Below are 21,555 nucleotides of genomic sequence, written 5' to 3' on the forward strand. Positions count from 1 at the left end.
GCTCTCCAATCGGCAGAAATTGGACGATGCTACAATCTAAATTACCGATTGGCGCCATCCGGCAGGCGTTCGCCGAACAACGTGCCCGCCGGCGTAACCAGCCGGAGACTACTGGCGCGGATGAAAAGATCTAGTAGCCGCTGCTCCGATTTTACGACGCTTTTTAAGGAGCGCCGCGGCCAAACAGGTGCCTCCGCAAGGTTTGCGCGTCATTCCCCGCCACTATCGAGAATGCGCTTAACCTGCATCGGGTGCCAAGCGCGTCCGCCAGCCGGCGCCGGCACACCGCGAGCAGTGAGCGCCGCAGCGATCTCGCGCAGCGTCGCCGCGCCAGCACGCCGTGCTGCCTCGACGCAGGGCAGCACGTCGACGGCACGGGCGCGTGAGATCTCCTGCTTCACCGCCGCCGCCACGCGCGCCTGTTCAGGCGTGCCGGCGCGCAGGCGCGGGTTGCCGAGTACCACGCCCCGCGCCTTCGCCATGGCGAGCGCCGCGCGCGTGCGTTGGCTGATCAGCCCGGCCTCGAGCTCCGCGACGGCGGCCATCTGCGTCACCAGGAACTTGCCCACCGGGCCGGGCGGCACGGTGGGCAGGTCGCAGAACACCACGCCCCCTTCCCCGCTGCCCTCGACCACCCCGAGCAGGAAGCGGGCGTTGCGCGCCAGGCGGTCGAGCTTGGCGATCAGCAGCGTTGCACGCTGGGCACGGCATGCGGCCAGCGCCGCGGTGAGCTGCGGCCGGTCGGCCCGCTTGCCGCTCTCGACCTCCTGGAAGGCGGCCAGGACCGCGCCGCCGGCGAAGGCGACGTGGCGCGCCACTGCCTCGCGCTGGGCGTCGAGGCCGAGCCCTGAGCGGCCCTGCCGTTCGGTCGAGACCCGGTAATACGCGACGAAGCGCACCGGCCCGATCGGGGTGGCGACAAGCGCCTGGACGGTATTCCTGGGATCGGGGGGCATGTAGGGCGGTTCTACCCCCTGCCTGTCCGCTTGTCACGGATCCAAAGGCATGTTTGACGGTCCGTGACAGTGGCGCTGGAGTTTACCCCGTGGCAGAATCAATGGTGCAGTAAAGGCGAGGGCCGAGGATGTCGACGGCTAACAAGAGATCGAAGGAGCGCCGATGGATCGTGCTCGGCATCGACGGTCGGTATGTCACGCTCGGCCGCGCTTCGGACCCCTCCGAGGATGAGGTGCGCGGCGCCGAGGACGCGCTCCGTGCCCAAGGTCTCGCCGGCTGGCTCGCCATAATGGAAGGCAACCCCTACGTCGGCGTCCTCCCAAGCCTCATGGAGGTGCGACCGTTAGCTAGCCCCAGCGTACCTTTCGCGGATGCCGTGGCGGCTTGCGCGCATGCGATTGCCGCTCGCCGTGCGGAGACCCTCCTTTGACAAGGTGGACCGCGCGCAATCCGGATTGAACGAAGTGGACACCGACATGAGAACATGCCGATGACGAGAACAGGGGCAGGATCTAGATGAAAAGTGAGACGCGAGTGGCGGAGCGAGCCAAGGAGCGCAAGCTCGCGAGAAAGGCCGTTCACGAGACCCTCGTCTCTCGTCCTCAAGGGTCGGTCGTCGACCTCTTCTGCGGAGCCGGCGGCCTGACGCATGGGTTCCGGCTTGAAGACTATCACGTCGCGGCGGGAATCGATGTCGACGAGCACTGCCGCTACGCGTACGAGCACAACAACGATGCGCCCTTCCTTTGCAAGGATGTCTCCGAACTCGGAAGCGACGAGCTCGCTGAACTGTTCCTCCCCGACGAGCCCCGCATTCTGGTCGGATGTGCGCCGTGTCAGCCGTTCTCGACTTACAACCAGAAAAACGACGACCCGAAGTGGCGGCTGGTCGAGAAGTTCGGCGAACTGATTGAGGAGCTGCTTCCGGACGTTGTCTCAATGGAGAACGTCCCGCGCCTCCTGGAATTCCGCGACCGTGGCGTCTTCTCGTCGTTCAAGGCCGTGCTCGAACGGAACGGCTACCACGTCCACGCCGAGGTGGCCTACGCCCCCGACTTCGGCGTGCCGCAACGCAGATCGCGCCTGGTCGTCCTCGCCTCTCGCCGAGGGCCAATCTCGCTGGTCCGGCCCAAGCTGGAGGATCTTCCGGGCACGGTCGAGGAGGCGATCGGGATGCTCCCCGCGCTCGGCGCGGGCGAGATCGACCCCAACGACCCCATGCACCGGTCGAGCCGACTTTCCGAGCTCAATCTGGAGCGCATCCGCGCGTCCCAGCCGGGGGGATCCTGGCAGGACTGGTCCGAGCATCTTCGTGCGAACTGCCATCGCGTCGATACGGGCAAGGGGTATGGATCGGTCTACGGCCGCATGATCGCAACCGAACCGTCGCCGACAATCACCACGCAATTCTACGGCTTCGGCAACGGACGGTTCGGCCATCCTCGGCAGGACCGAGGACTATCGCTGCGCGAAGGGGCAATCCTCCAGTCGTTTCCGCCCAAGTATCAGTTCGTCCAGCCGGGCGATCCGATCGAGTTCAAGAAGCTCGGCCGCATGATCGGCAACGCCGTACCAGTCCTCCTAGGCCGGGCCATTGCTAGATCTATACGACTCCATCTGGCGGAGCCTGCGCAGTGAGGGCGGGTTGGACGTTGTGTCGGGCCGAAAGCGAATGGGACATCTAGTCCAACGATGGACACCGTCTACGATTCTCCGGTGACAGCTGCGCGATCTGCCCTAATGGCACGCGTCCGCGGAAAGAACACGCGACCGGAATTGATTGTCCGGCGCACGCTTCATGCGATGGGGGAGCGCTTTCGCCTTCACCGTGCGGACTATCCAGGGCGACCCGACATCGTCCTGCCGCGGCATCGTCTCGCCATATTCGTTCATGGTTGCTTCTGGCACCGCCATCCCGGCTGTCGCCTCAGTTCGATGCCGAAGACCCGGGTCGACTTCTGGAAGGACAAGTTCGCGACCAATGTTGCGCGCGACGCCCGCAACGTGGCGGCGCTCCAGGCCATGGGCTGGCGCGTGGCGACGGTGTGGGAGTGCGAGACCCGAAATCCGGAGTTGCTCGCGGTGGCGCTCGAGCAGCTTGTAGGCTCCGGCTCGAAGCGCCGGCCTCCAAGAATGCCGTCGCCAAGCGAGGAGATCGGTAGATGAGCAGGATATCCTTCGCCGATCTCAGAACCGCCAATCTGACTGTCGACGCCGTCTATGAGAGCGACCGCGCTTCGACGACGTTAGGATCGGAACCGCTGGCGCCGCTGACGGGAACGGGAAATCAGGGTGGTTTCCGCTTCTCCGGCACCATCGTGATGCCCGAGATCGTCGTCCTCTACACGACCATGGCGGAGGCGGATTGGCCGGACTCAATCGACGAAGAGAATGGGCTCTTCTTCTATTACGGTGACAACCGCAGGCCAGGGTTCGAACTGCACGATCGACGTGCCGGGCGAGGTGGCAACCAGATTCTTCGCAACGTGTTCGAGCGGGCACATGCCGGGCCTGCCGAACGGGCGCAGATCCCTCCGTTCCTGATCTTCTCCAAAGGCGAGACTCGCCGCGACGCTGTTTTCCGCGGCCTCGCCGTTCCAGGCGCGGAGCAGCTCGACTCCAGATCCGATCTGATCGCGACGTGGAAGTCGATCGAAGGGCAGCGCTTCCAGAACTATCGCGCCGTGTTCACGATCCTCGACGTCGCCAAGGTAGATCGAGCCTGGCTGAACGCGATCCGCGTCGGCGAGAAGCTCGGCCCGACCTGCCCGAAGCCATTCCGCCAATGGGTCGAGACGGGGCGCGCCAAGGCGCTGCGGGCCGAACCCGTCAAGCGCACGCGGTCGGCGGCCGAGCAGTTGGGCCGCACGTCGAGCCAGCGTGCCGTCGCAAGGGCAGTCTACGACTACTTCTTGGGCTCACCGATCGCGTTCGAGCATTTTGCGGCGGCCGTCGCGCGCATGATGGATACGAACATCGTCAGCCTCGACGTCACCCGAGTAACCGTCGTCTGCGCCCCACGGCGATAGTGGCTTGACGGTGTGGCGAAGGGCGGCTCAGCGGGTCGTTTGGTGGTGCCGCCAGTAGTCGCGGATCCCGCAGACGGCTTCAGGGATGTGGTGGTATGCGCGGCCCACGTGGTCGCGGACTTCCTGTGGCCGTCCGGCAATCAGCTTCTCGACCTCCTCGGCTTCCGAGCAGGCGATGATCGGCAGCAAGAGGCCGACGTGATCGTTGCGCTCGAACATGGGACGCCAGGCGACGGGCCAGCGCTTGACCGCGAACATGAAGCCCGCGGCCCAGGGCTGGGGGAGGACGGTGCCGTCGTCGGTGCGCATGTATAGCGGGCGCCAGCGGCGGCCGTGGTCGATGTGGAGGTCGCGGTGGGTGGCGTTGCGGTGATCCAGCACGGCCTGGATGGCGGCGAGGCCCATCGGCGTGGTCGGCAGGCTGGCCCCGAAGATCACGCGAAGCCAGGCTTCGGTGGCGATGCGCTCGGGGCCGACGACGAGGGCGGCGCAGAAGCCGTTGATGGCGGAGACGGTCCAGTTGCGCCGGGCGATGTCGGGCTGGTCGGCGAGCCAGGCTTCAAGGTCGTCGAGGGCCAGCGCCGGGAGGCGGGCGCGACGGGGGCTCATGCCGCGACGGCGGTGCCGGGCTGGCGCCAATTCCAGGGCAGCAGGGTGGCGAGCTGGGTCGAGCGGACCTCGCCGCTGACCATCCGCTCCAGCACATCCGTCAGCCAAGCCTGCGGGTTGATGCCGTTCAGGATGGCGGTGCGGATCAGCGTGGTGGCGATCGCCCAGCTCTCGCCGCCGCCCTCGCTGCCGGCGAAGAGCGCGGCCTTCCTGGTCACGGCCACCGGGCGGATTTCCCGCTCCACGATGTTGGTATCCAGCTCGAGCCGGCCGTCGGTCAGGAAGCGCTCCAGCCCCGCCCAGTGGCGCAGGCCGTAGCGGATGGCCTTGGCGAGCCGGCTGTCGCTGCTGACCCGGTTCAACTGCGCCCGAAGCCAGGTCTGCATGGCGGCGACGAGTGGCGCGGTGCTGGCCTGGCGGATGGTGACGCGTTGCTGTGGCGACTGGCCGCGGATTTCGCGCTCGATGGCGTAGATCTCGCCGATGCGCAGCAGGGCCTCGGCCGCGATCGGCGAGGCGGTGCCAGCATGGATCTCGAAGAAGCGCCGGCGCAGATGGGCCCAGCAGAAGGCGAGCACGACCGAGCCGTCGTTGCGCGATTTCTCCAGCGCCTTGAAGCCGGCATAGCCATCGACCTGCAGCACGCCACGGAAGCCGGCGAGATGGGCGGCGGGCCGTATGCCCTTGCGGTCCGGGGCGTAGAGGTAGGCGACCGCCGGTGGCCCGGTGCCACCGCAGGCGCGGTCGTCCACGGCGTAGGCCCAGAGCCGGCCGTCCATGGTCCGTCCCAGGCCGCGCTCGAGGGTCGGCAGCGGCGTGTCGTCCGCGAAAACCCTGGCGTTGCTGGTGATGTGGGCGAGGATCAGCCCGTGCAGCGGCCGCAGCCACCAGCAGGACTTGGCGACCCAATCGCACAGCGTCGAGCGGTCGAGGTTGATGCCCTGGCGTGCCAGGATCGTCGCCTGGCGGTAGAGCGGCAGGCCGTCGCCGTACTTGGCCACCAGCACCTGGGCGAGCAGCGCCTCGGTCGGCAGGCCGCCGGGGATGGCGCGGGCCGGGGCGGGCGCCTGATGGACGCCCTCCTCGCATCGCCGGCAGGCATAGCGCGGGCGGATGGTGACGCGGACGCGCAGTTGCGCCGGCACCACGTCGAGCCGTTCCGACCGATCCTCGCCGATCCGGCGCATCGCGATCCCGCAGCAGGGGCAGCCCTGGTCGGCGAGGTCCAGCACCTCCTCGACCCGCTCGAGATGGGAAGGCAGCGCGCCGCGGTTCCGCCGGCGCTGGCCTGTGCCAGTGTTGTCACGAGACTTGCCCGGCGTGTCGTTTGCGGGTTCGGGCAGCACCGGCGCGCGGCCGAGTTCCAGCGCGAGTTGACCAACCTCGACACGTTCGCTGCTCTGCCCGAAGCGCGCTCGTTGGAAGCCCTTGATGATCTGCTCAAGGGCCGCGATCCGGACCTCCGCCGCCTGCAACGCAGCGCGCAGCAAGGCGGTCTCGTCGGGCTGGTCGGGGCTTTGCGGGGTGTCGTCCGGCACGAGGGAATCGTCACCGATGCGGCCGCGTCGCGGCAAGCCAAAATCGACATCTGCGCGACGATCACGTGGCGCTCGGCCGCCAGGTGCGCTGTGGGTTCCGCCAATCGATTCCTTCGAGCAGCATCGAGGCCTGCGCGGCCGACAGCGCGACGCTGCCGGTGCTCGTCACCGGCCAGGGGAAGTGTCCCTGCTCCAGCCGTTTCGCGAACAGGCACAGGCCCTGCCCATCGTGCCAAAGGCACTTCACCAGCCGGCCGCGACGGCCGCGGAAGAACCAGAGCGCGCCAATGAAGGGATCCGCGCCGAAGGCCTGCTGCACCAATGCCGCCAGCCCATCCATGCCGCGGCGCATATCGGTGTGGCCGCAGGCCAGGAAGATGCGCGTCCCCGGTGCCGGACCGATCATGGCGACGCCAGCACGGCGAGCACCCGGCGCAGCGCGGACCCGTCCACATCAGCGCCGACCCGCACGACCACGCCGCCCGGCAGTGCGATCTCCATCTGGCCTGTCGCCGGCGCCATGTTGGGTTTGACCGCAGGCGGATGTGGCGGTGCGGCCTCAGGTTCTGCCGGCGCAGCCAGGCTAACCTGGGCGAAGACAGGCGACGGCACCGGCGGCTCGCCCAACTCGCCTGCAAAGAACTGCTGCCGCCACGTGTAGAGCAGACCCGTGCCGATGCCCCAGCGCCGCGCCACCTCCGTCGGCGTCGCGCCCGGCTGCATCGCCTGGGCGACGATCAGGCGTTTCTGATCCACCGACCAAGCCCGACGCCGCTCGCCGCGGGTCACCACCTCAACAACCTCCCTGCGTGCGCTCATACGACTTCTCGTATGAGCGCTCACAGCCTCCGCCTCGATCTCCATCCCGAACCCCACCGCGACATCAGCCGCGACAGCGCACCATCAGACGCCCGCGCCGCAAGGTGGTTGCCAGACGACGGTTACGCCAATTCGGCATTCTGATTACGACCAGCTTCCTCGCGGACCAGGCTTATCAGGAGCTGATCGAGGACGGCCATCCGATCGTGGTGTGCGCAGGTGGCGATATCGCCGAGCTACTCATCGATAGGGCTGGAGTAGCGACCGCTGTCGAGGCGACCGAATGGCTCCGACGGACGTTTCCGCGGGCCGGTGCCGATCAGGACGAAGTGGTTGCCTAGTGGTCTGCCGCCTCCAGGAGCGCTGATACCTTTTACGGCATGTTTTCCGGCCTCTCTCTTGCCGTCTCAAGTGCTCGTACCGGCCGTCGAGCTGCCTCGAACGTATCAAGGAGATACACCGGGCCACCGCCCAAACCGGCTACTGTGCTGCGAAGCTCGCTACCCAGGCTATCATCCTGGAGACGCCAGAACGGATGGACCAGCAGATAGCGTTCGGGGATGCCGTTGCGGCGCCAGGTCACCAAAGGCAGTGCCAAGGAGCCGGTTGTAGCGACCTCCATCTCGCCGGGGCGCAGACGGGCGATATCATTTGCAAGGTCCGCAGCAAGATGCGGCCAGTCCCTTAGCTCGGCCGATGCATTCCAGCGCCCGTCGAGGCCGGCGCGGTATCTGGGGTCGAGTAGGCCGTGCAGAAAGCCTAGACCCAGTCGCCAATCCAGAAGACCATGGTAGCCTCGGTTTCCGTACCGCTGAAGACAGAGATAGCAGGCTTGCCCGCAAACCTGCCGATGCGCCTGCAGCGAGAACCCGGCAACGAGCCGATCGCGCGGATCCTGCACCATCGACCGGATCAGCCGCACGACCATCCGCTCACCACTTGGCTCCCGCTCGGCAAGACGGCGCGAGAAGCCGGCTCCATTGACGAGGAAGTCAGCGATTTGCAGTACCGGGCGCCCGTCCCGAAGACGCGGCTCAAGCGCCTCGAATTCCTCTGGAGCGATGTCGAGTTCCAGCGCCGCGCGCTGGACAAGGAGCTGCGTGGCGCTGATTGCGGCTGCACGGACACTCGTCTGCCAGCGTTGGCGACCGAGCCGGTTGAAGGCTGTTCCCGGTGGGATGGTGTCCATGGCCAGATAGACGGCGTCCGTGGCCTTTCGTGAAATCAGCCGCACCCCGTCGCGATCCTCCCGCTCGGAAAGGCTGGTAGAGCGTCTCCAAAGCTGGGGCCGCTCGTCGTGAACAGCAGGCAGAATAAACTGATTACGTATGTTCAGAAACGCGCCCCGGTGTCCGGGCACGGACTGGCCTTTTTGCTCGGCGTGGTACACCGCGTAGCCCATAGGGCGGCCATCGTCGCCGACCGGCCCCTCGTTAAGCCGAAGCACCGCCGCATCGCCGCCTGCTGATATCGCGAGGTTAGTGCCCTCGACGCGATCTGTTGTGATCTCCCTGATCTCGGCCGTTACTACTCGACGGATCGTCTGCATTTCCTCGTCCTCGTTGGCCTGGCGAGGCATGAAGTCTGTGCGGAAGCCCGCGGGCGTGAAGAATTCCTTGAAGTTGCTTGCCGGCATGTCGGACCCACAGTCAATGCAGCGTAGATCGTCGATTGGCTGCACGTACTCCTTGCGCGGGCCGCCACAACCTTCGCAAAAACCTAGGTAGAAGCTCTCCGTGTACCATTGACGGTCGGGCTTGGTCGGCTGGAACCCCCTGCCGCCTTCGAAAGGCTGGGGCTTCTGGAGCGGCGCGGTGAACCCGATCGGGCGGTGGCGCCGCTTGTCACGCACTAGCGTCTGTCCCGGTGCGAATTCGTAGATCGCCATGTCAAGGTCGCGGTCTATCGTGTCCCATGTCACCTCGTTCCGATCGGCTTCTAATCCCAAATAGAGTTCGCGAACACGGGTTGGCATCCCATACATCGGCAGGACACCATACTCGGCCAGGAAGCTAGCGAGGCTTCCACCGGACACCTTGCCGATCTCCTGCAGCTTCATGATTGCTGACATTACGGCATCGGGCGTGGATCGCTCCAGGAGCGCCGAAATCCGTCCGTCAGCCCCAGCGGCCATGGTCTGTGCGAAGGTTCTGCGCTGTCCGTCACACCTCTCCAGGGCTGCCCTGAGCCGCTCCGGCCAAGGCGAACCCTCGGCGAAGAATGGCAGCGTGGGCACGAACTCGCCATGAACATCGGGGATCGTGACGTCGTCTCCGATATAGCTTCGCCCGTCTGCGCGCCTCAACCTATCGAAGGCATTGGTCAGTGCGATCTTGCGTAGCAGCCGCAATGGAATTTCGAGGTGGTCGGGCGTAAGGAACGGCGGAGGGGGTGCATCCCCCGTAATTGCCTCGGGATGCCGGAAGTAGTGAAGGTCATGGCTGCGGCTGCGGCACAGCGTCGCGACAATGGAGTAGGCTTGGCCGCGGCGGCCGGCGCGGCCAACACGCTGCTGGTAGTTGAAGCGCATCGGCGGCATGTTGGCTTGGTAGACAGCCTGCAGGGCGCCAATGTCGATGCCCACTTCCATCGTCGTGGTCACCGACAGCATGTCAATCTCCTGCGCGGCACGAGAAAGTGCCGCGCCAGCCCCGCCGGCAGGTCCGTCCACGAAGATGCCGCGGAAGCGCCTCAGCCGCTCGGCCGGCGATCCGGTCTGGCCGGTAAGCTCCTCGCAGCGCAACCTGTAGGCGGACACGCCCTCCGCAGATCCCCTCTCGATGCGCCGCGAAAGAAAATTCAAACTCCACAGCTCCTCGACTAAGCCAGTGGCTGTGGCAGGCAGCGTTACGAAGCAACGAGTGCAGACGCCCGTGCCTCGATGCAGATGTACGCGGCCGCAGTTTTCACAGCGGAGATATGTGTCTCCTTTGCGGGCCACGCACACAAAGAGCCGCTCCAGGCGTACCAGCGCATCCTGGTGTCCCTGCTGCGCTAGAGCGTCGAGCATCGTCTGCAGCTGGCCCGTCGGGTCCGCTGGGTTTGAGGCTGCTGCGAACTTCCGGAGACGATTATTCACGGGAACCTGGGCCGCGACGCCCCAGGGCTTGATAGCCTTGCCGTCCACCCAGTGGTTTCCCTGGACCCTGTAGGCGTCAGATAGCACACGCAGGACGGCGTCGAGCCGGTTTGCTTCGGGACCGTCAGCTGCCGAAAGCGAGGGGTAACCAAGTCCAGTCTCCTCCAGCGCGAAGTATGTCTTCGAGAAGAGAACCTCGTCGACGAGCGCCTGCTGTTCTTTGATGACGTCAACGCGCGCGGGCAGCACCTCAAGCGGCTGGTCGCCCAACCGCCACGCATATCCGGGACCCTCGCCGTTCCGCTCGAAGAGCTCCTGCCACGGCTTCCCTGCAATCTCTGTAATGCCGGCGTCGTCCGTAGGATGGATGCCGAGCTCGACCATGCGCGAGAGCATAGCATTCGCAGCTGGCCCAAGCCCGAGCTGCGGGTCTCGCTCAAGGATGTCGGCCATCGGTACCCGTCGTGAGTCGGCACCTTCCTTAAGGTTTTTGGCCCGCTGCAGCAGCGCCATGGCGTCCTCATTCCGGCCATCCTGCAAGGCACGCATCGCTTCCGCGTTCAGCTCGGCTCGTGTCGGCCCCGATAAAGCTTTCTCCGCCTCCCGTCTGACAATCTCCACCAGGACCTGCCGACGCACGTCCTGATGGTGTCGCTGCTCAATGTTCAGCGCAGCCCGCGCCGCGTCCTGGCGGCTATCCGAGAACACGACGACCTTTGCTGCGGCGCCGCTGGACTGCAACAGCTCAAACACCTCCGTCGCCACGAGCTGTGAGCTCTTGGCGAAGCCAGTCCTGAAGCTCCTAACCGAGGAGCGGCGGCCTCGCACCCTACGGGAATAGTCGGTACCGCAGGCGGGACAGCAGGTCGGCGCGGCCGTCCCAGGACGGCCGTTGTCCCCATTTGCGTTCGGCCGCCTGAAGGCGCGCCCGTGCACGATCGCGGCGTCGCTGCCCCTCCCGTCCGGGGCCTTTACCTGGCCGGTCCGGGTGTCCAGTACGGCTTCGTCCCAGGCTTCCCGCTCCTCGCCTTGCGCTGGCTCGCGCCGCGACGGCCAGAAGATGCCGAAATCGTCGTAACTCAGATCCTCGTAGTGCCCCGTTGTTCCAAGCTCGGGAAGGCTCTCGAGCTCGGGCGAGGCCGGCAGCAATTCATGCGATGCCGCGAGCTCGTGGGGCGAACGGCCACGCCGGCCACCAAGTAAGATTTCGCCACACGCTTCACAGTAAACTAGCTCAAAGGTGCGCCTCGGTCCGTCGCCACGCTCTTCTGTGTAGGTGGTCCCGCGCTCAACGGTGACCCCGTCGAAGACGATACCCGTTTCCTTTTCCCGAGGAGTTGCGAAGAGGCCCTCAATGCTCCGTAGGAACATGTGGACGCGGAAGCTCGGTGTCGTCTCGCTCGGCGCAGTCCCGTACAGCGCACGCAAGTGGTCACCGAGGCCCCTCAGCATCGTGAGCCCGCGAAGCCCGGCTGCGGCGGCTCCGTCCTGAGTGCCGAAGATCCGTTCACACAGGATGTCGGTAGCCGTGGCGCGGGTGCGGCCTTCCTCTGCAGGCGATCTGCAAGCCGCCGCGAGTACGGCGGCAGACTCTTCCACGGCGCTTCTCGCGGCAGCGCTCGCCTCCCCTGATACATCACCGACACTCAGTGCCGTGCAGCACCTACGCAATACGTCGTCCAGCATGGAAGTTCGGCTTGGGCGTCCGCCCATGCCACCATCGGTGGTCAACAGCTGCGCAAGATCTACGAAAGGAGCGGGCGCGAGCGGCACTCTGGCGACTGGCGACGAAATAACAGGCTTCCCGGGCACGATGCAGCCGCGCCAGAAGTCTGGCCCGCTGGCGCCTTCCGATCCCGGCCGAGAAAAAGTTCCAAATGGCCCGAAGAAGTCGTGCAGGTATTTCAAGCTGCGACTTCCGTCTTCGCCCTCCACGGGGAGCGAGGCGCTGGATGCCAGCACGCGGAGCTTGTGTCGGTGTGCCGGTTGGTCGAGCCCGAGCCGGTTGAGAAGAGCGCGGACGAGCCCCGATACCTCCGTGCCGGCCGAGCCACGCACAAGGTGCAACTCATCAAGCACCAGGAAAAAGTAAGCGTCTTCGTGGGTCTCCAGCCAAGTTCGTGTTGCGTCGAAGATCCTCGCTTCTACCTCGCGTGACAGCATGGTTCCGAGCATGGAGACGTTAGTGACCAGGATGTCGGGCGGTGAATGTTGCATGTCCCAGCGCGACAGAAGCTCGCCGCCGTCCACGGCCGGGAACAAGAAGCGGGTCGGTTCCGGCGCCCGTTCGCCCTTGCGATGGGCCTCTTCGGCTTCCTGCCTGTCGAAGTGACGGGCAGTCTCCTGGTCCTGCTCGAATCTTGCGAGGGCCTCGGCAAGCTCCGCGTTTTTCCTCTCGAGGCGCCGGATCTCCTTTCGATCGTCCGGACGACGTGGATGGAGGAGGTGGCCTGTTACGGGTGTCGCACCCGTGTATCGGCCGAAGAAGATTCGGTTGCCACCGAAGCGCTCGTCCATGACCGAACGTGCCTCATCGGAGTCGAGGGCCTTGCGTAGGCGGGCCAGCTGGTCCTCCACAAGTGCGTTCATCGGGTACAGGACGAGGGCACGCATCGCCTTCGGTCGACCTTCGGGCTCCTTATCTCGCCGGAGCCGAAACCGGTCAGGGCTCGTTATCCACCACTGATCACCAAGGAAGCCGCGCGGCGCCGCGGGCCATTGAACAGCCTCGGCCGTGATGGAGGCTAGTATCGGGAGCATGAACGCCTCGGTCTTTCCTGACCCCGTTCCCGACGTAACGATACCAGGATGGCCAGGCCGGACGCCCCGTCCAAGCATTTCCATCTGGTGGGTGTAGGGGTTGAAGAGACTCCGCCGCCTGACTTTGGTGGAGGGGCTAGGCTCACCCGGAAACAGACCAGAAAGCGCGAGCTCGGCGAATGCCCTGCGCGCCTCCCACGGCAGCTCGGCTATGGAATTGTCGGGGCCAGGCTCGACGAGGTCTTCCAGCGAGACCTTCGCCGTCTGGTAGCGAGGTACGGGTTCGATGAAGGGAGCGGTCGTGAGTGTGCCGGCCCGCCGCAAAAGGTCCCGGCGCGTAGTCGCGAGATCCTCGGTGCGGATTCGGAAAGCCGTGTCGAGGTACGAGATGTAGAAGTCGCGGATGCGCTCATAGCCACCGATCGGATCTAGCATGCTGTTCCCGTTTCCTCAGCCTGTTGCTCGGTCGACTATCTCACGAAGTAACCTGACACCCCGCCCGAGGCAGGCAGTACCGATGTCTGCTGCCGCACCTACGATTGCATGCGCGGAGGCGAGACGCGCCACATCAAGCGCCAGCTGGAGCGCGGCGCTGTCGCAAATCACGCCGCGTGCAGCGCGGAAGACACGGGCGGCACGGATCGCCCCTGCGGACCTCAGGCCGTGGACCTCGTTGAGCCGGGCCATCAGCTCACCAGCTGCCTGCTTTGCCAATGGGGCCTGGCTAGACACGCTCAGTGCAGTTGTTGGCTCGGCCTCCTCAAGACCAGTGGCAAGAAAGGCAGCGCGCATCCAGGTGTCCGCCGTCGTCGCTTGGGAGATCGGAGCGAGTATATCGACTAGCCGTGACGCGCCGCTCCTATCGGTCCATCGTCCCGCGCACAGCGAGCCAACGACTAGGAGGTTGGGTGGGCGCGCCTCTCCGTGCAGTTCCTTCAGTAGCGTGGGCAGCCAAAAGCCAATCGGCGCCGTCTCCATACACTCAATGGCAAGCAACACGACCCTATCCGGATGAGCGCGCGCGGCCGTCCATGCCCGCGCGAGCGGGGTCGGCGATCCACTTGCAGGCTGCCGCCAGAGATCGTCCAGACCGATGATGCTGGGATCCAGAACGAACCTGCGTACACGGCCACCGACTACGCATCGCGCGTACGCATCGAGCAAGGGTCGCCCGTCGTCGTCCAATACCACCACAAGTTCTCCGCCCCGCAATAGCGCGTCGAGCGCGAGCAGATCGGTCGCGTCGAGGCCGGTGCGGTCCGCCTCGCTCTCAAGGCGCTCACGGAGTTGGTCAAAGCCGATGATGGGTGTCTCCGTCGAGGTCCCGAGGGCCCAAGGGGGAGTTGCCGGCGCGACCACGTCCGCGGACAGTTGTGTGCCGGCAAGCGCCTTGGAAATCCGGCGTGCGAGCACTTGGACTCTGTCGGCCGCGTCGTCGGGCAAGGCCTCTAACATGTCATGCACGACGCCGACCTCTCTTGCGAGCGCGGCCGCAACCTCGCGTTCAGCGCAGCGGAGCACCTCAACCCGCTTTACTGCCTCGACCTCCATGGTCTCGGCCTCAGTTGCCTTCATGAGCGCAGTCTCGAGCTGGGCTGCCGCATCTGCATGCCGACGCTCAAGCTCCGCGCGTACGACGGGTTCTAGCGATCTACGCAACTCCGCCTCAATCTCGGTGCGACGTGCGGTGACCTCGGCCTCAATCATGCCCGCCACAGGAGAGAACGACCGCAGCGCAGCGACGATGGCTTCGAGGTCCGCGATGCCGGCCCGGAACTGTGGAAGGAAGTCGCTCATGCGCTGGCGCATGCGCCGCAGCGCGTCCGCGTCACCCGATACGACGCCGCTGCTGCGCACAAAATGAGCGATCGCCTCAATAGCCGCCTTCGTCAGGGATTCCGCTTCGGGAGCCTGGCCACCATCTCGACTAGCTCGGCGGATGCGTTTCAGGGCCTTGGGCAGGAACTCATGGTCAGGAGACCAATCTACGCGGTCGATCACCTCATGCGGCTGGCGCCCAGGCACGACGAACCTGATGCCGTCCAGATCCCCTCCAGCCGCGATGGCATCATTGTACTTGAGGACTGGCAGGTCATCGAGACCATCAATGTCTGCGCGCCGCCGACCGGTGCCATCATCGGTGAAGAGGTGAAGGCGAACGCAGGCGCCTCGTCGAAGGCGCACCAGGACATCGGTATATTGGGCCTGCAAGGTGGTCAGGCCGATCTCGACCAGCTGCCGACGCACCTCATCGAAGGGCATGTTCGAGTAGTCCAGGACTTGGACAGGCGAGCGCGGGTCCCGCGCCAAGAAGCGATCTTGGGCGCGGCCAGGTTCATACCTGCGGTTCGTCTCGGCGGTGAACACCCATAGGCTACCAACCCGCGGCAGAACGCCCTGCGCCTCGGGGCTAAAAACCTTGCCGGCATCTGGGAAAAGGGCCTTCGCATCCAGGATGTGCCGCCATCCCGCGTCCGTGCTGAGGAGCAGTGGATCGTACCGGATAATGCCCGGTGCTGCGTAGGCACAACGGCCAAGCACAATCTGGGTCTGAACGCCGACGCCGGCGGCTCCGAGGCCATCAGACATGGCCATCTCCTTGCAAGCGTACATCTACCAGCCGCCCGCCCCAGACAAGGCGATGGGCTCGGCCTCGATGGCGCGCGAGCGCGATCGAAGCCAAGTCATCCTCGGCGACAGCCCGAGTGTCCGGAAAGCCAATGGCGGCACCGAACCACGTCGCCACGAGACGAGCACTGACTTCGTCGGCCGGGTAGGCAAGCGATGAATCGCTGCCGTCATGCGCGGCATTAAGGAATGGGCCCGCCAGATGGACAAGGCGCAGCATGAAGGCCACGGGGAAGGGCAGGTGACCGTCAACAGCCCGACGTTGGAGTGCATTCGCGCGAAACTCGAATAGGGGGCGTTGGGCGATGCGATGCGCCTCAAGGAGAGCGGCGTTACGTGATCCAAAGATCCTGCGGGGAACCTCGGGCGCCGTCAGGAGCAGAATATCGCGATCGTCTGCACGTGCGCGGATGTAACGCTCCAGGCAAACCTTTTCTCCAGAAGGTCCGCCTGCCTGTACAAAATGGCCGCGTTCCCACGACCAGCGAGTCGCCAACTCTCGATGCTCAATGGTCCGCCTCTCGGCAGGCCAGCACGCAGGCGCAGCGGACGCAGCTAACGCCACTTCCGCGTGGAAGGGGACATCAAGGAGACGCGCCAACTCGCTCGGGTCAACTCCCATCACGGCATGCACCGGAAGGCACCAAGTGCCTCGCGAGTCCCCTCCGGCAGGTTGCGCACGCAACCTCGTCGAGATGTTGAAGAACCGCTCCTGAACGGCCAGTGGCGCTGCACCGTCCAGGACGGCAACTGCATGCGTTCCCGCGAATACTCCAACAATACGGGGCGGCCGCAGGTACCAGCGGCGCCCCTTCCAACTGGTGAGCAGGCGCGGCTCGATCCATCCTGCTGCCTGCAGGAGATGGAGCACATCCCAAGGTCTTGGCTGTCGATCACCTCTCAGAACCTGGCGCACAAGTGCCATCAGGTCCGCCTCGGACCACCCAGCGCGCCCACATGCGTAGACCGCCTCTGTCAAATCGATCAGTGCGGCGTCTGTTGATACTGCAGACGCCGCCTCACCCAGCGGCCTTACTTGGATGGACGCGGCAGGACGGACGACCATCTCGATTTCAGGCTCGACCCGGGAGGGGTCACGGTCCGGGTCCGTCAGACAATCATGCTCCACCGCTTGAGCGTCGAAGCGCAGCACTCGCTCTGCCTCCGAGGCCTCATTGCTTTGGCTGGCAACCTCGCTGGCGCTAACGCGCCAGGTGCCAGTCACGGGACCTTCGGAGACAAGCGCCCAACTATCCGGACCGATTGCTGAGGCGGAAATCTCTCCCTCACTTCCGTCGAGGGATTGCAGATGGACGATCGAGCCGACCGTAGCTCGGACATGCGGGAGGAGGCGCGGACGCCCAAGCAGGGCCCGGCCCGTCGCCACGCCACCGACTAACTTCAGTTCAGTTAACTCGTCTACTCGGTCGGGAGGCTGCTGCCGCACGAGGTTCAGCAGCGCTTCCAATGCGCCCGGCGCAAGAACTCCGGAAACCTGCCATGAGCCGCCTGCTGGGCGCCATGCGACACGAGGAGCGGGGAGCCGCTGGGCGAGGTCAGTGCGCGCGATTGCGACCGCTCCAATTGGCTGAATTAGAGAAGGAATAGCGAAGGCCCATCTTCCCCAAGCAACCTCGACGAACACGAGGACGCCCGAGCGCAGCGCATCAACGATTTCGCGTACCGCCGTAGACACGTCGTTCGAGATCCGCGCCGAAAGATCATGCACTCCTCTGAGTACCGTATCCACGCGTCCGGCGAGCCGAATGATATCGCTCTTGTCCTTGAGGCCACCGCCTGCGTGCCGCGCTGTGAACTCTAGTTCCACATCCACGTCGTCAAGCCCGACCACCAAGGAAAGGCTGACTTCAACACCGCGAACACAGGGGCCAGGCTGGCCACCGGCGGCAGTGCAGATGTCGCCCAGCAGGCGCCAGAACCTATGCCCGGTCAGAAGGCGTTCGCCCCGTTGGAACCGCTCACGGAAGTCCCGAAAGGCATCACGCATTGAGGCCGTGTAGTTACCGAACTCAATGCGATGCTGCAGGTGCGCGATGGCGGTCCGTGGCGATGCTAAGCTCCTTGCACCGACATGGGAGACCTCTCTGACGAGCCGGTCCCGGTCGCGCCAGGACGGGAAGGCAAGCCCTACTGAGTAGCCGATGAGGCGCATGTGCCTAGGGTCGGGGAGAACAACGCGCCGATATGGCTCACCCTCTGCCCGGCGTCGGTCACACCAGCTCACAAGCTTCCCCCACAGGTCGGGGAGCCCCTCTAGCGCTGAAAGCGACCCTTCCAACTCAAGCAACCGACCAAGTCGAAGCCTGAAGTCACGGATCGATACACTGTCTTCAGACAGGGCTGGGACAAGGGTGCTGAGTATTAGGTAGCGGAAGTAGCCAGGGGTTTCCTTCCCACGAGCTCGGGGAACGGTGACGCCACGGAGGACGTCCCTCGTAATGGCCCTGCCCTGAAAGCAGGCGAGGAAAGAGCGCTTTGCTGCCTCGGGAGCGATACCCTCCAGACCGGTCGCCCGCGCCAACTCAAGGGGCGTAGCATCGATCGAGCGAAGCGGTGCGTCGCCGTATGGCCCGTCCGTTCGCAGATAATGGCGGACGAGAAGCTCCTCCCACGCCTCCTGACCAAGTGCGATCTCAGGCCCTGAGGCGCTCCCGCCTAGCGCGTTGAATAGCCCATCCCCCAAAGCGCCATTCATGATTTGAGTATATGGCGATCATGCTCATTTCGACAGCAGAAAAGACTGCGCCGCTCCGGCTTCTTCATGCGGCGATTAGGGATCCGCGATAGAGGTAACTCCCTTCTCTGCTGACCTGCCACTCGCTACCCTTTCCCCCCTGACCAAATGCAATTTGAGATGATAGCGTTGAAATTTTTGGTCGGCCACCCGTCCGTTGTCCGGGTACTTCCGAGATCCTTCGGCTCCCAGTTGCTCCAAGCGATCCCGCCAAGGCAATACCCTGCTCAAGGATAACCGACCCGTCGCGGGCGAGTTCAAGCTCGGCCAAAAGCGTGCTGGCAATGGCCACCCGTCGCTGCAGCGGCGTTTGCGCCCGTGCGTGGGACGAAGTGCGCAAGGGAGCACCCTCCCCGGGTCGGGCTACCAGCAGAGCGCGGATCCTCGCGAGGGCGTCCAACACGCGCGTGCGCATCGGCAGGGTGATCAGCCGCAGACAGGTGCGCAGGAGCTCGGTGATGTCGGCCAGCAGCGGAGAGCCGCCATTGCGGCAAGCCTCGTCTCACCCGCGGTAAGCGGCACTTATCGCGGGTCAGCCGATGCTGCCCACAAGCCGACCGCCTGCTCGAGGTCGGCGCGCTACCATCGCACGGTCGATTGGCAGGGCGCGCATTGCAGGGTGATGCCCTCTCTGGCCGGGGCCAGGTCGCGAACCTTCATCTCCCTGGCATTTGATACTCACTCAGGAGATTAGGGAAAGGTGATCTTCAAGCCGCGCATTGCTTCAGTAATGCCGGCTTTGATCTGATTGTAAAATTCCTCGCCCGGGTCTTCATAACCTTCTACAGCAATCTTACGGAAGATGTCGGCTACGCCTTTACTGATCGCCGCACTGACCAGTTCTGTGGAAATATTTTCCATGTTTTCGGCGAATGCTTGCTTAACACCTTCAGTTACGGCTTGCTTCATTTCGTCGCGGCTGAGTTCCACCATAGTTATTGACTCCATGTTGGTATTGCTAGGGGCGTCTTGGATCACTGCCAGAGCAATTTCTTTGCGCAGGCGGAGTTCTCGACGCTGGTGGAGCAGGCGCCGCGGATGCTCTCGGCGGCCTGTCGATTCTAGTGGCGCTGGTGCGCGAGGGCGTGGCGGTCATCAGCCTCAGCTGAAGGCTCAGCGCTGTCCGTATGCCACCACGCGGCCGTTCTGCAGCGCTACGAAGTAGTCCTGGTACCAGGGGTTCGCGGTCGCGCCCGCGTAGAGCCGGTACTGCAGCAGCTCGTTGCCGCTCTGTGCCGCCGTGCTCACTGGCGCGCCCAGGGTGCGGATGACGTCCGCCTTCGTCATTCCGACGGAGACGGAGTTGATGCTCTGTGAGGATGAGCACCCCGCAGTGAAGAGTGCAGCCAGGAGAGCAGCAGCGGACAGACGCATTGGGATCTCCGACTATCACGGGATCGTAATTCAACTTGTCGTCTGAGACCAGCCTGCCCGAATGACCCGGCCAACCTGCTCCTTCGTACGAGCGCCGAGAAAGTCTGCTTCGGGTCGAGAGCAGCTATGGCGCGATGGGTACCAAGCGTCAGGTTCTGATCACTAGCTCCCCCTGGCCCTACTACCCACAAGCCGCGTTGTGTCCGATAACCATTACGGCAAGCCCTTTATCACCGCGGTAAGCCGGCCGTTCCACGGGTGTGGGCGCTTTTGACACCCGCGGGCAGCCGTTGATGCCGTAGCCACCTTTATAGCTATAGTATAGCAGCTAAAAGCTAGACATAGCTGCTAGCTGCTTGTGTATAGCAAAATATCTACTAAGCTGTGCCTCCACCGCATCGGGCGGTTGGGGGACGCTATGACCGCGACAGTCCTGACCGTGGCATCGACCAAGGGCGGCGCCGGCAAGACCACTCTGGTCATGGCGCTAGCGGGCACGCTCGCGGCCGAGGGCTTCCACGTCGCCGTCGTCGACGCTGACCCGAACCGGGCTTACGCCTCCTGGGCTGAGAGTGCCTACGAGGGTCCCGCTGTCTCAGTACGCGCCGAAGCTGACGAGACCCGGCTTGCCGAGGCGATCGATGAGCTGGCTCCCTCCTCCGACCTGGTGCTTGTCGACACCGCCGGCTTCGGCAATCGGGCGGCACTCCTGGCCATCGCGGCGGCGGACGCCGTGCTCGTCCCCTGCACCCCGAGCCGCGCCGACATCGAGCAGGCGGCTAAGACCCTGAAGCTTATCGAGGGTGCCGCCCGTGCCTCCCGCAGGGCGATCCCCGCTCGGGTTGTGCCCTGCCGGCTGAAGCTCGCCACGGCCGTCACTCGACACGCCCTCGCCGAGCTCGACGCCGCCGCCCTCCCCCGCACCGAGGCCAGTATTGGCGACCGGGTTGCCTTTGCTGAGATGACTTTCTCCGGGCGGGTACCGGCCGGCGACGCCGGGCAGGAGGTCGCCGCGCTGATTGCGGAACTGCGCGGCCTCGGCTGGCTCCCCAATCGACCGTCGGCTTCCGCCGCGCCTTCGTAGTTAATATCTGCTAGCAATTAGCGGTGGTGGAGGGAATCGAGATGTCGAACAAGGGGCTAAAGCCTGCCTTGACACGGCCCTCGGCGCGCGACGCGCTCGTCGCCGCGGATACGGTCGCGCAGCAGGCCGGGCTGCCGCCCGCCGCGCTTACGCCGACGTCCGACCGGTCGGACGCGACCGAACCCGTCGACGAGCTGGTGCAGGTCAACATCCGCGTCCGCCGCGGCCTAGGCGACCAGCTCGCCGACCGGGCCCGGGCCGAGGGAACGACCCAGAAGGTGCTCGTCTGCCGCGCGCTCGCCGCCACGGGCTTCACCGTGCACCCCGAGGATCTCAAGGCAGTGCCCGCGCCGCGCCGGCGTGGTAGCCGCTAGCCGCTTTCAGCTAGTAGCTAGCACTTATCTTAGGGCCGTCACCAGGGTACGAATCGGCTGCTGGTCCCGAGGCTAGTGCAGCCAGACCGGCCATTCCGCCATAGGGCTTGTACCGCTGCGTTCGTACCCTGGTGACGCCGTCCCGGAGCGGCACCGCGTCGTTGTCCACAAGTCCGTTCGTACCCTGCTGACGCAAGTTCGTACTCTGGTGACGCAAACCGGAGTCGCCCCCCGTACTCTGGTGACGCATCCTAATAGAACTCAAATAGCCTTCTAGAGGTGTCACCAGGGTACGAACCCGTCCTGTGGACTTCCACCGCGCCACGCACCCGTCAGCAGGGTACGAATTGCGGTTCCAGTCTCTGCAAGGGCAAACTGGGCGCAATGTCCGACTCCGCCACCAACCCCTGGACCACTTCGATCGGTGCTGACGATGCTCTCGAAGGCCGCCTACGTCGGCAGCTGGAAACCTTGGGCATGAAGCAGGCACTGGGCTTAGCCGTGACCAGTCTGGACCGTCGCTGTGTCGAGGCGGTCCATCAGGTACTG

General features: G+C 64.9%; 16 protein-coding genes. 6 read left to right on the forward strand and 10 right to left on the reverse strand.

The window, feature by feature from the left end; genetic code table 11:
- Window positions 1–209: 209 nt before the first annotated feature.
- Entirely contained in the window at window positions 210–956 is a 747-nt protein-coding gene (locus ACLF3G_RS26785) for a recombinase family protein (protein ID WP_430672444.1), read from the reverse strand.
- 170 nt (window positions 957–1,126) lie between these two features.
- Here ACLF3G_RS26785 and ACLF3G_RS26790 point away from each other — a divergent pair, with 170 nt between their 5' ends.
- From ACLF3G_RS26790 to ACLF3G_RS26805, 4 genes are all read left to right on the forward strand, one after another.
- A complete protein-coding gene (locus ACLF3G_RS26790) occupies window positions 1,127–1,387 on the forward strand; it encodes a hypothetical protein (protein WP_430672445.1) in 261 nt (86 codons plus the stop codon).
- 86 nt (window positions 1,388–1,473) lie between these two features.
- Entirely contained in the window at window positions 1,474–2,595 is a 1,122-nt protein-coding gene (locus ACLF3G_RS26795; protein ID WP_430672446.1) for a DNA cytosine methyltransferase, read from the forward strand.
- A 54-nt stretch (window positions 2,596–2,649) separates the two neighbouring features.
- Entirely contained in the window at window positions 2,650–3,123 is a 474-nt protein-coding gene (locus tag ACLF3G_RS26800; protein ID WP_430672447.1) for a very short patch repair endonuclease, read from the forward strand.
- Entirely contained in the window at window positions 3,120–3,986 is an 867-nt protein-coding gene (locus ACLF3G_RS26805) for a hypothetical protein (RefSeq protein WP_430672448.1), read from the forward strand. The genes ACLF3G_RS26800 and ACLF3G_RS26805 overlap by 4 nt, the downstream gene beginning before the upstream one ends.
- Before the next feature lie 27 nt (window positions 3,987–4,013).
- Here ACLF3G_RS26805 and ACLF3G_RS26810 read toward each other — a convergent pair whose 3' ends face one another.
- The 9 genes from ACLF3G_RS26810 to ACLF3G_RS26850 all read right to left on the reverse strand — a co-directional run bounded on the left by ACLF3G_RS26810 (window position 4,014) and on the right by ACLF3G_RS26850 (window position 19,461).
- Window positions 4,014–4,595: a YecA family protein gene (locus ACLF3G_RS26810; protein ID WP_430672449.1), complete on the reverse strand. Its 582-nt coding sequence runs from the start codon at window positions 4,593–4,595 to the stop codon at window positions 4,014–4,016.
- The gene (tnpC, locus tag ACLF3G_RS26815) at window positions 4,592–6,133 is read right to left on the reverse strand and encodes an IS66 family transposase (RefSeq protein WP_430672450.1); all 1,542 of its coding nucleotides are present in this window, start codon (window positions 6,131–6,133) and stop codon (window positions 4,592–4,594) included. Before tnpC ends, ACLF3G_RS26810 begins: the two co-directional genes overlap by 4 nt.
- A 61-nt stretch (window positions 6,134–6,194) precedes the next feature.
- The gene (tnpB, locus tag ACLF3G_RS26820; protein WP_430672451.1) at window positions 6,195–6,539 is read right to left on the reverse strand and encodes an IS66 family insertion sequence element accessory protein TnpB; all 345 of its coding nucleotides are present in this window, start codon (window positions 6,537–6,539) and stop codon (window positions 6,195–6,197) included.
- On the reverse strand, window positions 6,536–6,997 hold the full coding sequence (tnpA, locus tag ACLF3G_RS26825; protein WP_430672452.1) for an IS66-like element accessory protein TnpA: 462 nt from the start codon (window positions 6,995–6,997) through the stop codon (window positions 6,536–6,538). The genes tnpB and tnpA overlap by 4 nt, the downstream gene beginning before the upstream one ends.
- 328 nt (window positions 6,998–7,325) lie before the next feature.
- Complete coding sequence (locus ACLF3G_RS26830) at window positions 7,326–13,226, reverse strand: DEAD/DEAH box helicase (protein ID WP_430672453.1); 5,901 nt, start codon at window positions 13,224–13,226, stop codon at window positions 7,326–7,328.
- A gap of 15 nt (window positions 13,227–13,241) precedes the next feature.
- Window positions 13,242–15,380 carry a hypothetical protein gene (locus tag ACLF3G_RS26835; RefSeq protein ID WP_430672454.1) on the reverse strand — a complete coding sequence of 713 codons (2,139 nt, stop codon included), beginning with the start codon at window positions 15,378–15,380 and terminating at the stop codon, window positions 13,242–13,244.
- A complete protein-coding gene (locus ACLF3G_RS26840; protein ID WP_430672455.1) occupies window positions 15,373–17,592 on the reverse strand; it encodes a hypothetical protein in 2,220 nt (739 codons plus the stop codon). Before ACLF3G_RS26840 ends, ACLF3G_RS26835 begins: the two co-directional genes overlap by 8 nt.
- Window positions 17,593–18,864: 1,272 nt before the next feature.
- Complete coding sequence (locus ACLF3G_RS26845; protein WP_430672456.1) at window positions 18,865–19,107, reverse strand: hypothetical protein; 243 nt, start codon at window positions 19,105–19,107, stop codon at window positions 18,865–18,867.
- Window positions 19,108–19,287: 180 nt separating this feature from the next.
- Window positions 19,288–19,461: a hypothetical protein gene (locus ACLF3G_RS26850; protein WP_430672457.1), complete on the reverse strand. Its 174-nt coding sequence runs from the start codon at window positions 19,459–19,461 to the stop codon at window positions 19,288–19,290.
- Between the two features lie 505 nt (window positions 19,462–19,966).
- Here ACLF3G_RS26850 and ACLF3G_RS26855 point away from each other — a divergent pair.
- Window positions 19,967–20,632: an AAA family ATPase gene (locus ACLF3G_RS26855; protein WP_430672458.1), complete on the forward strand. Its 666-nt coding sequence runs from the start codon at window positions 19,967–19,969 to the stop codon at window positions 20,630–20,632.
- Between the two features lie 41 nt (window positions 20,633–20,673).
- Complete coding sequence (locus ACLF3G_RS26860) at window positions 20,674–21,006, forward strand: hypothetical protein (RefSeq protein WP_430672459.1); 333 nt, start codon at window positions 20,674–20,676, stop codon at window positions 21,004–21,006.
- Window positions 21,007–21,555 lie beyond the last annotated feature (549 nt).

Origin of the sequence: Falsiroseomonas sp. HC035 (assembly GCF_050563525.1) — a bacterium.
GTDB lineage: Bacteria > Pseudomonadota > Alphaproteobacteria > Acetobacterales > Acetobacteraceae > Falsiroseomonas.

Bases quoted from the DNA above. Each gene is read 5' to 3' on its own strand.
- ACLF3G_RS26785 (WP_430672444.1), bottom strand. From the start codon at position 956: ATGCCCCCCGATCCCAGGAATACCGTCCAGGCGCTTGTCGCCACCCCG.
- ACLF3G_RS26795 (WP_430672446.1), top strand. From the start codon at position 1,474: ATGAAAAGTGAGACGCGAGTGGCGGAGCGAGCCAAGGAGCGCAAGCTC.
- ACLF3G_RS26800 (WP_430672447.1), top strand. From the start codon at position 2,650: ATGGACACCGTCTACGATTCTCCGGTGACAGCTGCGCGATCTGCCCTA.
- ACLF3G_RS26805 (WP_430672448.1), top strand. From the start codon at position 3,120: ATGAGCAGGATATCCTTCGCCGATCTCAGAACCGCCAATCTGACTGTC.
- ACLF3G_RS26810 (WP_430672449.1), bottom strand. From the start codon at position 4,595: ATGAGCCCCCGTCGCGCCCGCCTCCCGGCGCTGGCCCTCGACGACCTT.
- tnpB (WP_430672451.1), bottom strand. From the start codon at position 6,539: ATGATCGGTCCGGCACCGGGGACGCGCATCTTCCTGGCCTGCGGCCAC.
- tnpA (WP_430672452.1), bottom strand. From the start codon at position 6,997: ATGGAGATCGAGGCGGAGGCTGTGAGCGCTCATACGAGAAGTCGTATG.
- ACLF3G_RS26830 (WP_430672453.1), bottom strand. From the start codon at position 13,226: ATGCTAGATCCGATCGGTGGCTATGAGCGCATCCGCGACTTCTACATC.
- ACLF3G_RS26835 (WP_430672454.1), bottom strand. From the start codon at position 15,380: ATGTCTGATGGCCTCGGAGCCGCCGGCGTCGGCGTTCAGACCCAGATT.
- ACLF3G_RS26840 (WP_430672455.1), bottom strand. From the start codon at position 17,592: ATGCGCCTCATCGGCTACTCAGTAGGGCTTGCCTTCCCGTCCTGGCGC.
- ACLF3G_RS26845 (WP_430672456.1), bottom strand. From the start codon at position 19,107: ATGGTGGAACTCAGCCGCGACGAAATGAAGCAAGCCGTAACTGAAGGT.
- ACLF3G_RS26850 (WP_430672457.1), bottom strand. From the start codon at position 19,461: ATGACGAAGGCGGACGTCATCCGCACCCTGGGCGCGCCAGTGAGCACG.
- ACLF3G_RS26855 (WP_430672458.1), top strand. From the start codon at position 19,967: ATGACCGCGACAGTCCTGACCGTGGCATCGACCAAGGGCGGCGCCGGC.
- ACLF3G_RS26860 (WP_430672459.1), top strand. From the start codon at position 20,674: ATGTCGAACAAGGGGCTAAAGCCTGCCTTGACACGGCCCTCGGCGCGC.